General features: G+C 73.1%; 11 protein-coding genes. 5 read left to right on the forward strand and 6 right to left on the reverse strand.

What is annotated here, in order from left to right; genetic code table 11:
* Positions 1 to 10 precede the first annotated feature (10 nt).
* Positions 11 to 604, reverse strand: a complete 594-nt coding sequence (locus ACFWV2_RS22475; protein ID WP_384406973.1) for a hypothetical protein — start codon at positions 602 to 604, stop codon at positions 11 to 13.
* A 127-nt stretch (positions 605 to 731) separates the two neighbouring features.
* Here ACFWV2_RS22475 and ACFWV2_RS22480 point away from each other — a divergent pair, with 127 nt between their 5' ends.
* Positions 732 to 1,343 carry a hypothetical protein gene (locus tag ACFWV2_RS22480; RefSeq protein ID WP_384406975.1) on the forward strand — a complete coding sequence of 204 codons (612 nt, stop codon included), beginning with the start codon at positions 732 to 734 and terminating at the stop codon, positions 1,341 to 1,343.
* 261 nt (positions 1,344 to 1,604) lie between these two features.
* The gene (locus ACFWV2_RS22485) at positions 1,605 to 2,267 is read left to right on the forward strand and encodes a hypothetical protein (protein WP_384406977.1); all 663 of its coding nucleotides are present in this window, start codon (positions 1,605 to 1,607) and stop codon (positions 2,265 to 2,267) included.
* A 209-nt stretch (positions 2,268 to 2,476) separates the two neighbouring features.
* Here the strand turns inward: ACFWV2_RS22485 and ACFWV2_RS22490 are convergent, their stop codons facing one another.
* Together ACFWV2_RS22490 and ACFWV2_RS22495 are read right to left on the reverse strand one after the other, a co-directional pair.
* Entirely contained in the window at positions 2,477 to 2,719 is a 243-nt protein-coding gene (locus ACFWV2_RS22490) for a hypothetical protein (protein WP_360793726.1), read from the reverse strand.
* A 224-nt stretch (positions 2,720 to 2,943) separates the two neighbouring features.
* A complete protein-coding gene (locus ACFWV2_RS22495) occupies positions 2,944 to 6,108 on the reverse strand; it encodes a BTAD domain-containing putative transcriptional regulator (protein WP_384406979.1) in 3,165 nt (1,054 codons plus the stop codon).
* A 453-nt stretch (positions 6,109 to 6,561) separates the two neighbouring features.
* Between ACFWV2_RS22495 and ACFWV2_RS22500 the strand changes: the two genes are divergently transcribed.
* A complete protein-coding gene (locus ACFWV2_RS22500; RefSeq protein ID WP_384406981.1) occupies positions 6,562 to 8,127 on the forward strand; it encodes an APC family permease in 1,566 nt (521 codons plus the stop codon).
* Between the two features lie 90 nt (positions 8,128 to 8,217).
* Here ACFWV2_RS22500 and ACFWV2_RS22505 read toward each other — a convergent pair whose 3' ends face one another.
* The 3 genes from ACFWV2_RS22505 to ACFWV2_RS22515 form a co-directional block, all read right to left on the reverse strand.
* Positions 8,218 to 8,430 (reverse strand): hypothetical protein, encoded by a 213-nt coding sequence (locus tag ACFWV2_RS22505; protein WP_384406983.1) that lies wholly within the window; start codon positions 8,428 to 8,430, stop codon positions 8,218 to 8,220.
* Between the two features lie 133 nt (positions 8,431 to 8,563).
* Positions 8,564 to 9,031 carry a carboxymuconolactone decarboxylase family protein gene (locus tag ACFWV2_RS22510; RefSeq protein WP_384406985.1) on the reverse strand — a complete coding sequence of 156 codons (468 nt, stop codon included), beginning with the start codon at positions 9,029 to 9,031 and terminating at the stop codon, positions 8,564 to 8,566.
* A 154-nt stretch (positions 9,032 to 9,185) separates the two neighbouring features.
* Entirely contained in the window at positions 9,186 to 9,926 is a 741-nt protein-coding gene (locus tag ACFWV2_RS22515) for a GNAT family N-acetyltransferase (protein ID WP_384406987.1), read from the reverse strand.
* Positions 9,927 to 10,081: 155 nt separating this feature from the next.
* On the opposite strand from ACFWV2_RS22515, the gene ACFWV2_RS22520 reads away from it, so the two are divergent.
* A complete protein-coding gene (locus tag ACFWV2_RS22520) occupies positions 10,082 to 10,912 on the forward strand; it encodes an LLM class F420-dependent oxidoreductase (protein ID WP_384406989.1) in 831 nt (276 codons plus the stop codon).
* Positions 10,913 to 11,181: 269 nt separating this feature from the next.
* On the forward strand, positions 11,182 to 13,764 hold the full coding sequence (locus tag ACFWV2_RS22525; protein ID WP_384406991.1) for a bifunctional FO biosynthesis protein CofGH: 2,583 nt from the start codon (positions 11,182 to 11,184) through the stop codon (positions 13,762 to 13,764).
* The last annotated feature ends 48 nt before the right edge of the window (positions 13,765 to 13,812 follow it).

Raw genomic sequence — 13,812 nt, forward strand, 5'->3', positions numbered from 1 at the left:
CCGGACGGGCCTACTGCCGCGGGGGCGGGTTCTCGCGGTCCGGGTCCCAGGCCGGTACGTCGTAGGTCTGGGTCGCCGCGTACGGGGCCGAGGTCTGCGGGTGCCGGCGGGGCTCGTCCGGGCTGCCGTCCCGGGGCGGCTCGTCGAGCGGGGGGCGGGTGTGCCGGGGTTCCCCGTCCACCCGGCGCGCGCGGGTCCTGCCGGACATGACGAGCGCGCCGATCAGCAGCAGGGTCCCGCCGCCGAGGGCGCCGGCGACGCCGTCGCCGAGGCCCGTGCCGTCGCCGCCGACCGTCAGGCTGCCCTCGGCCTGCCCGACGCGCACCATCCACAGGATCGTGAAGCCGAGGACGACGATCCCGGCGAAGGCGACGAGAAGACGGGAGCGCAGCACCACCCCGAGGAGGGTGAGGAGCGCGGCGACGACGAGGGGCAGCAGGATCGAGCCGAGCGGGTCCGCCGAGTCGCCCGTGATGCCGGTGAACAGGTCGCCGAGGGCGTAGTCGCGGCCGTGACGGCCGTCGTACCAGGCACGGAAGGGGCTCCAGACGGCGGCCGTCGCTCCGGCGAGAGCGAGGACCGAGCCGACGACGTTGCGAAGCATCGATGCGGCCCTCCTTGACGGTCCGGCGCTCTCGCTCCCGACGCTACGCCGGGTGCGGGGGGCCCGCCACGCGGCCCGGGGCATCGCTAGAGTGGCGCGGACACGACAGGGACGCGGGGGAACGGCGATGGTACGCACACGGCTGAAGCTGGCGGCGACGCTCACGGTGGTGGTGCTCGCGCTGACCGGCTTCCAGACCGGTCACGGCAGCAGCAGCGGTGGGGGCGGCGGCAAGAGCAAGAGCGGCAAGAGCCGCTCGGACGACGACTCCGGCGGCGGCTGCTCCAGCGACGAGAAGAGCAACGACGACTACAGCGGCGCGGACGGCTCGGGCCGGTCCGCCGCCGACGAGTACACGTACGGCCCCACGCCGACGGCCACCCCGACGGCGGACGTCTGGGTCTCCGTCGTCGACTGCGTGGAGCCGGCGCAGAAGAAGCGCAAGGGCAGGCCCGCCCGCAAGGCGGACACCACGGCCACGGTGCGGATCACCTCGGACGCGTGGGAGGAGAAGACGTTCCGGGTCGTCGTGCAGTTCGACGGGGCGGGACACGAAGGGGTGGACCGGGCCGAGACGACGGTCACGGTCGAGCGCCGGGGGACGAAGACCTTCGAGGTGAAGATGGCCCACCCGGGGACCGTCGGCCGGGTGAAGGAGTGCTTCGCCTTCACCGAGGGCGAGGTCCCGGGGGCCGGCGCATCGACCCCCTCCTCCACCCCTTCGGCTACCGCGTCCTGAAGCCCGGCTCCCCACCGGGTGAACAGCGCCGTCCGGCGCTCCGGCGGTGGGTTCCCGGGGCGACCAGGTGCGGCGCGGGCACGAGAGCCCGGGCGGCGGCGAACTGCGGGCACGGACGGGGCACGCGCCGAGGGGACGCGGACGTGGTGCTGAGGGGAGGGGCGCCGGGTGCCTCCGGGGCCCGTGTACGCAACCAACTCCCTCCGTGTACACGTCATACAGGCAGTCCCGCACCTCCCCTCCCCTCTTCAGGAGCAGCCGGTGTCGACGCAAGAGATCCCCCTCACCCTCACCCCTCAGCAGGCGGCCCAGGGCGTGATCATCCCGATCAACCTGCCGACCGGCACCGCTCACCTCACCGTCCGCCCCTGCCGCCACGGCGAACTCGTCGCCGCCCGGCTCGGCGAGGGCACCGTGTACCTGCGCATCACGGTCGCCGGAGCGCAGCCGACCAAGAAGTCCGGGATCCTCGGCTGTCTGGTCCCCCTCCTCGTCATCGGCGCGATCATCGGCGGCCTGTCCCTCCTGGACGACGGCGACGACACGGCCGGCTCCCGGGGACCCGGCCCGGTGCCGACCTTCTCGTACTCGCCGTTCCCCACCCTCGACCTCGACCCCACCCGCAGCCCCGCCTCCACCCCGACCGAAGAGGAGCCCGACCCGTATGAGAAGGGCACCTGCCTCAACGGCTCCCTGCCCGACTCGACGACCGCGCAGACGGTCGACGACGTCGAGGAGGTCCCCTGCTCGGCGGCCGACGCGCACTACCGGGTGATCCAGACCTTCCCGTTCACCTCGGACATGGACAACTGCAACTCCAACCCCAAGACCCAGTACGCCTTCTCGCACCGCTACACCATGAACGGCGCCGTCGTCAGCGAGTACGTGTACTGCCTGGTCGGCCTCGGCTCCTACGCCCGGTGACCCACGCACGCAGGAGGGGCCGGGCAGCTGCCCGGCCCCTCTTCGCGGTGGTCCGACCGCGTTGCGCACGGGCCCTGCCCGGACGGCTCCCCCCTGGTGCCGTCGGGTGTCCCCCGAATCCGTGCGCTCCCCCGTCGACCGGACCTCCCCGGCCGGCCCCGGCGGCTCCCCCGAAGTCGCCGCCGCGGCCGTTCCCCGTCGGGAATGGTCTACTTGGCCGGCTCCGTCGTGGCGTGCATGTCCATCGTGGTGATGGTCTCCTCGTGGCCGCCGGTGATCTTCTCGGTGATGGCGTCGACCGCCGGCTCCGAGGTGGCGTGCATGTCCTTGGTGGTGATCGACGCCTCCTTGCCGCCGGTGATCTTCCCGGTGATCGCGCCGACCGCCGGCTCGGAGGTGGCGTGCATGTCCTTGGTGGTGATGAGCGGTTCCTGCTTGTTCGGGTCGGTCATGCTCGTCAACTCCTGCGTGTGATGTCCGAGATGTGAGGAGATTCGTCCAGTCGTTCCCCCGAGGACGGCTGGACGAATCTCCGGGGCCGGTCACCCTAGTACCGCGGGGTGTGGCCCTCATCGGCGACCCGTCTGCCCCCCGACGCGGCGGATCGTCATGCAGCAGAGCATGCCGTGCGGCGATAAACGAACGATGAACGTCCTGGCCGCGGCCCTGCGCGGCCCTACGCGGCCGTCGCGGGGGCCAGCAGCGCGCGGACGTCCGCCGCCTCGGGCGCCCCGAGCTCCTCGAAGATGCCGAGGGCCTCCCGCCAGCAGACCAGCGCCCGGCCGCTCTGGCCGATGCCGAAGAGGGCCCGGCCGAGCACGGTGAGGACGTTGCCCCGCCGCCACTCGCCCCCTATGCCCCGCAGCACCGTGAGGGCCATCTCGGCGTTCGACGCCGCCTGCGCGTGACGGCGGGCGGCGAGGTCCACCTCGGACAGCCGGAAGTGGGTCATGCCCTCCCACAGCCGCTGCCTGCTGTCGGCGAAGACCGCCAGCGCCTCCCGGAGCCGGTCGCCGGCCGCGCCGAGCTGGTTGTCCTGGGTGAGCGCGAGACCGAGGGCGTACCGCCCGTTGGCCCCCCGGAGCGTGTGCCCCATCGAGTCGTAGATCTCCGTGCCCCGTCGGGCGAGGGCGATGGCGCTCGACGTACGGCCCGTGGCCAGGTGGATGCGCGACAGGTTGCACAGGGCGCTCGCCTCACCCGGCTCGTCCCCGATGCCCCGGAACCGCTCGATCGCCGCCGTCAGGTACTGCTCGCCCTCCGCGAAGCGGTTCTGGTAGAGGGCGATGATGCCGCGGGCGTTGGCGGACCAGCAGGCCGGCACCGGGTCGTCGGCCCGGTCGGCGTGGGGCAGGGCCCGTTCGGCGTCGCGGTCCGCGTCCTCGAACCGGCCCGCCGTGTGGTGGACGCCCGCGAGCACCATCAACGCACGGCCTTCGGCCCTGTCGTCCGCGTGGGTGTGGGCGGCGCTGCGCACGACCGCCCCCGTCGCCTCGAACTCCTTCGAGTTCGCCCCGGACTCGCCGAGGTCGAGCGACGCCCACAGCAGGTCCACCGCCCTGCGCAGGGTCGAGGGGGACGCGGCGGACTGGCGGACCGTGGCCAGCAGGCAGTTCGCCTCGGCGTACAGCCAGTCCCGGGCCTGGTGGCGGTCGGTGAACGTCAGGCCCTCGTAGGCCGTCGGCTCCAGATGGTCCACCAGACGGTCGCCGGGGCGTTCGGTCGCGTACACACGGGCCGCCGTCGACAGGTAGAAGTCGAGCAGCCGGGAGAGCGCGGCCTCCTTCTCCGACGGGGGCTGTTCGTCCCGGTCCGCGCACGCACGCGCGTAGAGGCGGACCAGGTCGTGGTACCGGTAGCGGCCCGGGGCCGCCGACTCCACCAGGGACGTGTCGACCAGGGCCTCCAGGAGGTCCTCCGTGTCCCAGAGCGGGAGGTCGAGGACGGCTGCCGCCGCCGCCAGGGAGATGTCGGGACCGTCGGCCAGGCCGAGGAGGCGGAACGCGCGGGCCTGCGCCGGTTCCAGCTGGCCGTAGCCGAGCTCGAAGGTCGCCTTGACCGCCAGATCGCCCGCCTGGAGCTCGTCCAGGCGCCGGCGCTCGTCCGCCAGTTTGGCCGCGAGGACGGAGACCGTCCACGTACGGCGGGCCGCCAGCCGGGACGCGGCGATACGGATCGCCAGGGGCAGGAAACCGCAGGCGCCGACCACGTCGAGGGCCGCCTCCCGCTCGGACTGGACCCGCTCCGCGCCGACGATCCGGGTGAAGAGCTGGAGCGCCTCGTCCGGGGACATCACGTCCAGGTCCACCAGGTGCGCCCCCGCCAGGTCCACCATCCGGATGCGGCTCGTCACCAGGGCCGCGCAGCCCGCGGTGCCGGGCAGCAGCGGGCGGATCTGGGCCGCGTCCCTGGCGTTGTCGAGGAGGACGAGGACCCGGCGGCCGTCGAGCGTCGACCGGTAGAGCGCCGCCCGGTCGTCGAGCGAGTCCGGGATCGCCGAGTCCGGGGTGCCGAGCGCGCGCAGGAACGAGCCGAGGACGGTCTCGGGTGCGGCGGCGCGCGAACCGGCGCCCTGGAGGTCCACGTACAGCTGGCCGTCCGGGAAGTGCGGCCGAGCCTCGTGGGCCAGGTGCACGGCGAGCGTCGTCTTGCCCACGCCCCCGATGCCCGCGAGCGCCGACACCGCCATGACGTGGCCCTCGGCGGCGGCGAGCCGGGCGCCGAGCTCCCGTACGAAGGAGTCGCGGCCGGTGAAGTCCGCGACCGTCGCCGGGAGTTGGGCGGGGCGGGCGACGGGCCCGGCGGCCGGGGCGGTCTCCTCGACCGGCCGGGCGAGTTCGGCGTCGGCCCGGAGGATGCGCTGCTGGAGCCGGGAGAGTTCGGGGGCCGGGTCGACGCCCAGCTCGTCGGCGAGGAGCCGGCGGGTGTCGGCGTACACGGCGAGCGCCTCCGCCTGCCGTCCGCTGCGGTAGAGCGCCAGCATCAGCAGCTCGCGGAGCCTCTCGCGCAGCGGGTGCGCGGCGGTGAGCGCGGTCAGTTCGGAGACGGCCTCGGCGTGTGCGCCGACCTCCAGGTCGATGTCGAGCCGGGTCTCCAGGAGCGAGAGCCGCCACTCTTCCAGGCGGGTCCGCTGGGTCTCGGCGTACGGACCGGGTACGGAGGCGAGGACCTCGCCGTCCCACAGGTCGAGGGCCTGCGCCAGCCGGTCGCGGGCGCCCGCGCGGTCCCCGGCGGCCCGCAGCTTCTCGGCCTCGGCGGCGAGTTCCTGCGCGGTGGTGACGTCGAGGGCGGCGGGGCTCGTCCGCAGGGCGTAGCCGCCGGACTCGCTGACGAGGACGTTCGGGTCCAGGGACTTGCGGAGACGGGAGGCGTAGGTCCGCACGGCGGCGAGGGCCTGCGAGGGCGACTCCTCACCCCAGAGCGCGTCGATCAGCTCGGACGCGGTGGCGGTGCGCCCGCCGCGCAGGAGCAGGGCGGCGAGCAGGGCGCGCTGCTGGGGCGACCCGGTGGGCACGGTCTTCCCGTCGCGCCAGGCCCGCACGGGCCCGAGCACGGCGAAACGAAGCCCGACACCGGAGCCGTCGCCTGAGCCGGAGCCGTCGCGTGAGCCGGAGCTGTCGCGTGAGCGGGAGCCGTCGTGCGAGCCGGAGCCGGAGCCCGTGCTGCCGTCGGCGGTCGTGCCGGTGCCCGTGCTCACGGTGGGCTCAGCTCCGGTTCCGGTGTCCGTGTCGGCGCGCGCGCCCGCGCTCACCCTCGTACCCCTGCCTGCGCCGGACTCGGCACCCGCGTCCGTCGTCGGTGTCCGCTGCACCGGAACTCGCGGCCCGTTCTCACGGTCCATCGCTCCCCCTGCCCGTACCGCTGGTTTCGCCCAGGACAGTCTGCCTTGTCCGGACGGAGTCCGTCAGCATCGGGTCGAGCGCACTACGGCCCGTCACCGCACCGCGGTTCCGCCACCGGACCGTGCCGACGACCGCGCCGCCGTCCGGCCGTCGTTCGCCGCCCCCGGACCGGCCGCGCACGCACGGGCCGAGCGCCGCTCGGGGGCCGCCGGGGGATTCCCGGGAAAATTCCTCGGGAAAATTTCGAAACGGACATTTAGGTCACGGCTGCGGTTCCCGCATATCGGACATGGGTCCGTCGACCTACCAGTTGGTCGGTCCGTCGCGGTGGTCGATCTTTCAATCATTGGTGAGCGTCCGGATTCCGCCTGTCAAACCAAGGCGGAGGATCGACGGATCTTACGGAGTCAAGACCTCCGGATGTGGAAACCGCAGCATTTAACGTCCTGTTCATGACTCAGGTGGAAGCGCGGCCGCAGGCCGGAGACACGGTAAGGGGCGTCGACGCCCCGGGTGACACCCACGGCGTTCGCACCAAGGGCCTCGGCGGGAACTCCGTCGGCCTCCTCGGCAGTGCCGTCATCGGCATCTCGACGGTCGCCCCCGTCTACTGCCTGACCTCGACACTCGGCTCCACGGCGGGTGAGGTCGGCCTCCAGATGCCGGCCATCTTCCTCGCGGGCTTCCTCCCGATGCTCCTCGTCGCCTTCGCGTACCGGGAGCTCAACCGGGTCATGCCCGACTGCGGCACCTCCTTCACCTGGACCGTGAAGGCCTTCGGCCCGAAGATCGGCTGGATGTGCGGCTGGGGCCTGGTCATCGCGACGATCATCGTGCTCTCCAACCTGGCCGGCGTCGCGACCTCCTACTTCTGGCTCCTCGCGGGTGAGGTCAGCGGCAACGAGTCCATCGCCGCCCTGGACGACAACAAGGCCGTCCACATCGTCACCTGCCTGGTGCTCATCGCCGTCGCCACCGCGATCAGCTACCGCGGCATGACCGCCACCAAGGGCGTCCAGTACGCCCTCGTCGGCCTCCAGCTCGTCGTCCTCGCCGTCTTCGTCGGCATGGCCCTGACGAAGGCCGGTTCCTTCGAGACCTCGGTCGACTTCTCCTGGTCCTGGATGAACCCCTTCGCGGTCCAGTCCTTCGCCGCCTTCACCGCCGGACTCTCCCTCTCGATCTTCATGTACTGGGGCTGGGACGCCTGCATGGCGACCAACGAGGAGACCACCGGAAGCACCAAGACCCCCGGCCGTGCCGCGCTCATCGCGATGGTCGTCCTGGTCGCCTCCTACCTGGCCACCGGCATCGCCGCGCAGATGGTCGTCGGCTCCGGCGAGGAGGGCCTCGGCCTCGCCAACCCGGAGACCTCCGACAACGTCTTCGCCGCGCTCGCGGGCCCCGTCATGGGCCCCACGCTCGGCGTCCTGCTCTTCGTCGCGGTCCTCGCCTCGGCGGCCGCCAGCCTCCAGACCACGTTCATCCCGGTCGCCCGCACGGTGCTCGCGATGTCCACGTACGAGGCCCTGCCGAAGTCCTTCACCAAGGTCCACCCGGTCTTCAAGACCCCCGGCAAGGCCACGATCGTGGCCGGCGTCGCCACCGGCGTCTTCTACACCGTGATGACCCTGGTCAGCGAGAACGTCCTGGTCGACACCATCTACGCGCTCGGCCTGATGATCTGCTTCTACTACGCGCTCACGGCCTTCGCCTGCGTCTGGTACTTCCGCGGCGAGCTCTTCCGCTCCGGCCGGGACTTCGCCTACAAGGGCCTCATGCCGCTGGTCGGCGGCCTGATGCTCACCGCCGTCTTCGGCAAGACGCTGTACGACATGTGGGACCCGGCGTACGGCTCCGGCTCGGCCGTCCTCGGCGTCGGCTCGGTCTTCGTGATCGGCGTGGGGCTGCTGCTCCTCGGCGTGGTCATCATGCTGGTCATGCAGCGCAGGAGCCCCGCCTTCTTCCGCGGCGAGGTCCTGACGAAGGAGACGCCGTCCCTGGTGGTGGCCGACTGACGGCCGGACGTCCCTGAGTCATCCGAGAACGCGAAGGCGGCGGGCCCGTGGGGGGTCCCGCCGCCTTCGTCGTTCCGTCCGGGTACGGGCTCAGTGCCCCGGGAGCAGGCGCTCCACCGCCGCGTTCGCGGGCGGCAGGTCGGGCGTGTCGGCGGACTCGGCCGTGGGTGTCAGGACGCCGCTGAGCGGCACGACCGAGGGCAGGTTCAGGCCTCCGGCGTCGGCGGCCGCGGTACCGGGGCCGGAGAGACCGCCGGCGGCGGCGAGACAGGAGAGCGCGGCTGCGGTGAGGATCTTCTTCATGCCGGCTCCAACGGGGAGGGGACGGATCCGGTTACGACGGCCGGCTCGCGGCCACCGCCGCGAACCCCGTCACCAGGCCCATGCCACCGCCCCGAGCCCCGTCACCAGGCTCACGCCACCGCCCCGAGCCCCGTCACAGGCCCACGCCGGCCGGCTGGCGGACGGTGACGTTGAGCCGGTTGAAGAGGTTGGTGACGGCGACCATCAGGACGAGCGCGGCGAGCTGCTTCTCGTCGTAGTGGTCGGCGGCCGCGTCCCAGACGGCGTCCGGCACGGCGTCCGAGGTGTCGGCGAGCCGGGTCGCGGCCTCGGCCAGGGCGAGGGCCGCCCGCTCCTCGTCGGAGAAGTACGGCGCCTCGCGCCAGGCGGCGACGGCGAACAGCTTGTCGTCGCTCACCCCGCTCTTCCTGGCGCTCTTCGCGCCGTAGTCGACGCAGAACCCGCAGCCGTTGATCTGGCTGGCCCGCAGGTGCACCAGCTCCAGGGTCGACTCGGGGACCCCGCCCCGCCGGGTGGCCTTCAGGAGTTCCTGGATCGCCGGACCGGCCTCGGGCAGGACGTGGGCGGGGTTGGCCATGCGGGCCGTGGTCGGGTGCGTCATCGTGATCACTCCTCGGCGTGTGGTGTCGCTTCCACCGCACTGACGGAGCCCGCGCCGACGATGTGACAGGCTCGGCGGACCGGATCACCGCGCCTCCGGGGAACAGCGCCTGCGCCTTCGCGGACCGGATCACCGCGCCTCCCCTGAACAGTCCCTAGGCCTCCGCGATGAGGGCCGTCGCGACCGTACGGAAGCCGAGCCGGCCGTACAGGCGGGCCACGTCCGCGTCCGAGGCCGACAGGAACACGAGCTCCGCCCCGTGGGCGCGGGCGTCCGCGACCAGGGCGGCCGTCACCGCCGGACCGAGGCCGCGCCGCCGCGCCGACGGGACGGTGCCGACGCCGACGACCTCGGAGACCGGCCCGACGGGCTGGTGCTGCCCGGCCGACAGGGCCTCTCCCGTACCGTCGAGCGCCGCCGCGAGGCGGGTCCACCCCGCTTCGATCCTGGCGCCGATCCGTTCCGCCGTGCCGGGCTCCGGGGCGACACCGAAGGCGGCGAACGGCGCGGCGACGGCGCTGCGAAGGGCGGGGTCGTCCGCGCCGACCATCCGGACGGTGACGCCCTCCGGCTCGGGTACGGCGAGCGCCTCGCCCTCCAGGACCATCAGCGGGTGCTCGCTCACGGTGAGCCCGCTCGCCTCCACGGCCGCCCGCAGCCCCGGAGTCGTCTCCGCGACCCACTCGAAGGCCTCGGGCACACCGAGTTCCCGCTGCCGGGCCCGTACCTTCTCCACGGCCCCGAGCGGGATCTCTCCGGTGACCCCGAGGGCCGGTCGCGCGTAGAAGGGCCAGCCCCCGCCCTCCCGGACGAAGAGGGTCAGGGGCCCGAAGTCCTCCGCGCGGGCGGAGGTCCGGGGGACGGTGTCGTAGTACGTCTCGATTCGCTTCAGCACGGGCGTCACGGTAGGCGCCGGGAGCCGCCCGCGCAGGAGGATTTCCGGCGAACCGGTCCACGGCCCGCTCCGGCGTCCCGGTCCCGCCCCCCCGGACGCGGGCGTCCGGCGTCGCACCCCTCGGAAATCCGCGCCGCACCCCCTACCGTGCCGCTATGCGGATCTCGACCACGATCTTCCTGACCGACGAGACCATCGGCCCGGTGCGGCTCGCGCGGGAGCTGGAGCAGCGCGGCTTCGCCGGGCTCTACCTTCCCGAGCACACCCACATCCCGGTCGAACGGACCACGCCCTATCCGGCGGGCGGCGAGCTGCCCCGCGAGTACGGGCGCACCCTGGACCCGTTCGTGGCGCTCGGGCAGGCCGCCGCCGTCACCGAGCGCCTCGGGCTCGGCACCGGGATCACCCTGGTCGCCCAGCACGACCCGATCGCCCTCGCCAAGCAGGTCGCCACGCTGGACCACCTCTCCGGAGGCCGCTTCACCCTCGGCGTCGGCTACGGCTGGAACCGCGAGGAGGCCGCCGACCACGGCGTCGACTGGTCCACCCGCCGGGAGCTCACCGGCGACCGGCTCGACCTGATGCGAGCCCTGTGGGCGTCGGAGCCGACGGCGTACGAGGGAGGGTTCGGCCACTCGGTACGGGCCTCCGAGGCGTGGCCCAAGCCCGTCGGCGGGGCCCCGCGCACCCTCCTCGGCGGGGCGGCGGGTCCGAGGCTGTTCGCGCAGATCGCGGCACGGGCCGACGGCTGGATGCCGATCGGCGGCCGGGGCCTGACGGAGTCCCTCCCGGTCCTCCGGGACACCTGGGAGCGGGCGGGCCGCGACCCGAAGGCCCTCCAGATCGTCCCGTACGCGGTCCTGCCCAACCCCGGCAAGCTCGCCCGCTACGCGGACCTGGGCTGCGAGGAGGTCGTCCTCCAACTGCCGCCGCGGGAGGAGACCGAGGTCCTGGGGGTCATGGACGCGTACGCCCGGTACCTGTGAGCGATCGACCGAGGAATACCTGCGGACCGATCCGGACCGGCGGCACCGGCGGCGCGGCCGGCTCGCCCGTGGGAACCCTCGGCGGGCGGGATCACCCGCAGGGCGAGTTCGAGGTCACGGCCGGTTGTCGCGTGCGGTATCCCGTCGACGAGCCGCGCGGGACGGCGCACCTGGTGTACGCCGCACCCCGGCGTCCCGAGGACACCGACTGACCGGCCTCCTGCGGAGACCCCGGCCCTCACCCCCGTACTCGCTCGTATGCTCGCTCCATGACGGATCACCGGGCGGCACGCCCCACCGAGAACGCCATGCGTCGCGCCCTCAGGCGGGCCAGGGACGGGGTCGCGCTCGATGTCGCGGAGGCCGCCGTGCTGTTGCGGGCGCGGGGGGACGATCTGGCGGATCTGGTCGCCTCCGCGGGGCGGGTGCGGGACGCCGGGCTCGACGCCGCCGGGCGGCCGGGGGTCATCACGTACTCGAAGAGCGTGTTCATACCGCTCACCCGGCTCTGCCGGGACACGTGCCACTACTGCACGTTCGTCACCGTGCCCGGCAAGCTGCGCCGCGCCGGCCACGGGATGTTCATGTCGCCGGACGAGGTCCTCGACATCGCCCGCCGCGGAGCCGAACTCGGCTGCAAGGAAGCCCTCATCACCCTCGGCGACAAGCCGGAGGACCGGTGGCCCGAGGCCCGCGAGTGGCTCGACGCGCACGGCTACGACGACACGATCGCGTACGTACGGGCCATGGCGATCCGCATCCTGGAGGAGACCGGGCTCCTCCCGCACCTCAACCCGGGCGTGCTGTCCTGGACCGACTTCCAGCGCCTCAAGCCGGTCGCCCCGTCCATGGGGATGATGCTGGAGACGACCGCGACCCGGCTGTGGTCCGAGCCCGGCGGCCCCCACTACGGGTCCCCCGACAAGGAACCGGCCGTCCGGCTCAGGGTCCTGGAGGACGCCGGACGGTCCTCCGTCCCCTTCACCTCGGGGCTGCTGCTCGGCATCGGGGAGACCCTGGAGGAGCGGGCCGAGTCCCTCTTCGCCCTGCGCCGGGTGTCGAGGGCGTACCACTCCCTCCAGGAGCTGATCATCCAGAACTTCCGCGCCAAGCCGGACACGGCCATGCGCGGGACACCGGACGCCGAACTCGACGACCTCGTCGCCACCGTCGCCGTCGCCCGGCTCATCATGGGCCCCTCCGCCTGCCTCCAGGCCCCGCCGAACCTCGTCGACTCCGCGTACGAGCGCCTGATCGCCGCCGGCATCGACGACTGGGGAGGCGTCTCCCCGCTCACCATCGACCACGTCAACCCCGAGCGGCCCTGGCCCAGGATCGAGGAGCTGGCCGCCCGTTCCGCCGCCGCCGGTTTCGAGCTGCGCGAACGCCTCTGTGTCTACCCCGAGTTCGTCACCCGGGGGGAACCCTGGCTCGACCCCCGGCTCCTCCCGCACGTCCGCGCCCTCGCCGACCCCGAGACCGGCCTCGCCGACCCCGACGCGGAGGTGCGCGGCCTCCCCTGGCAGGAGCCCGACGAGGCGTTCACCGCCGCCGGCCGCACCGACCTGCACCGCACCATCGACACCACGGGCCGCACCAGCGACCGGCGCGACGACTTCGACGACGTGTACGGCGACTGGGAGGCGCTGCGCGAGGCCGCCGCCCCCGGGATGGTCCCCGAGCGGGCCGACGCCGACGTCCGCGAGGCCCTCTCCGTCGCCGCCGACGACCCGACGCGGCTCACCGACGCCCAGGCGCTCGCCCTGCTGCACGCCGACGGACCGGCCCTCGACGCGCTCACCCGGATCGCCGACGACGTCCGCCGTGACGCCGTCGGTGACGACGTCACCTACGTCGTCACCCGGAACATCAACTTCACCAACGTCTGCTACACCGGCTGCCGCTTCTGCGCCTTCGCCCAGCGCCGCACGGACGCCGACGCGTACACCCTCTCCCTGGACCAGGTCGCGGACCGCGCCCAGCAGGCCTGGGAGGTCGGCGCCGTCGAGGTCTGCATGCAGGGCGGCATCCACCCGGACCTGCCCGGCACCGCGTACTTCGACATCGCCCGCGCGGTGAAGAAGCGGGTCCCCGGCATGCACGTGCACGCCTTCTCCCCGATGGAGGTCGTGAACGGCGCGACCCGCACGGGGCTCTCGATCCGCGAGTGGCTGACGGCCGCCAAGGAGGCCGGGCTCGACTCGATCCCCGGCACGGCCGCCGAGATCCTCGACGACGAGGTCCGCTGGGTCCTCACCAAGGGCAAGCTGCCGACGGCCACGTGGATCGAGGTCGTCACCACGGCGCACGAGCTGGGCATCCGTTCGTCGTCCACGATGATGTACGGGCACGTGGACCAGCCCCGGCACTGGCTCGGCCACTTCCGCACCCTCTCCCGCATCCAGCGGGAGACCGGCGGTTTCACCGAGTTCGTGACCCTCCCCTTCATCCACACCAACGCGCCGGTCTACCTCGCGGGCATCGCCCGCCCCGGCCCGACCGTCCGCGACAACCGGGCGGTCATCGCCATGGCCCGCCTCCTCCTCCACCCCCACATCCCGAACATCCAGACGAGCTGGGTGAAGCTGGGCACCGAGGGCGCCGCCGAGATGCTCCGCTCCGGCGCGAACGACCTGGGCGGCACGCTCATGGAGGAGACCATCTCCCGGATGGCCGGGTCGAGTTACGGCTCGTACCGCTCGATCCGCGACCTGGAGGCCATCGCGGAGGCGGCCGGCCGCCCGGCGAAGCCCCGGACGACCATGTACGGCGAGGTGCCCGAGGAACGGCAGCGCACCGCCCGCGCCTCCGACGGCCACCTTCCCGAACTGCTGCCGGTGGTCGAGGGGTGAGGTGCGGCACCGCGCCGGAAAAAGACGCGCTGAACTCCGGTCAAAAGC

The sequence above is a fragment of the Streptomyces sp. NPDC058671 genome (assembly GCF_042716475.1).
In the GTDB taxonomy this organism is placed as follows: Bacteria; Actinomycetota; Actinomycetes; order Streptomycetales; family Streptomycetaceae; genus Streptomyces.

Coding starts and splice junctions, on each gene's coding strand:
- ACFWV2_RS22475 (WP_384406973.1), bottom strand. CDS start 604: ATGCTTCGCAACGTCGTCGGCTCGGTCCTCGCTCTCGCCGGAGCGACG.
- ACFWV2_RS22480 (WP_384406975.1), top strand. CDS start 732: ATGGTACGCACACGGCTGAAGCTGGCGGCGACGCTCACGGTGGTGGTG.
- ACFWV2_RS22490 (WP_360793726.1), bottom strand. CDS start 2,719: ATGACCGACCCGAACAAGCAGGAACCGCTCATCACCACCAAGGACATG.
- ACFWV2_RS22495 (WP_384406979.1), bottom strand. CDS start 6,108: ATGGACCGTGAGAACGGGCCGCGAGTTCCGGTGCAGCGGACACCGACG.
- ACFWV2_RS22500 (WP_384406981.1), top strand. CDS start 6,562: ATGACTCAGGTGGAAGCGCGGCCGCAGGCCGGAGACACGGTAAGGGGC.
- ACFWV2_RS22505 (WP_384406983.1), bottom strand. CDS start 8,430: ATGAAGAAGATCCTCACCGCAGCCGCGCTCTCCTGTCTCGCCGCCGCC.
- ACFWV2_RS22510 (WP_384406985.1), bottom strand. CDS start 9,031: ATGACGCACCCGACCACGGCCCGCATGGCCAACCCCGCCCACGTCCTG.
- ACFWV2_RS22520 (WP_384406989.1), top strand. CDS start 10,082: ATGCGGATCTCGACCACGATCTTCCTGACCGACGAGACCATCGGCCCG.
- ACFWV2_RS22525 (WP_384406991.1), top strand. CDS start 11,182: ATGACGGATCACCGGGCGGCACGCCCCACCGAGAACGCCATGCGTCGC.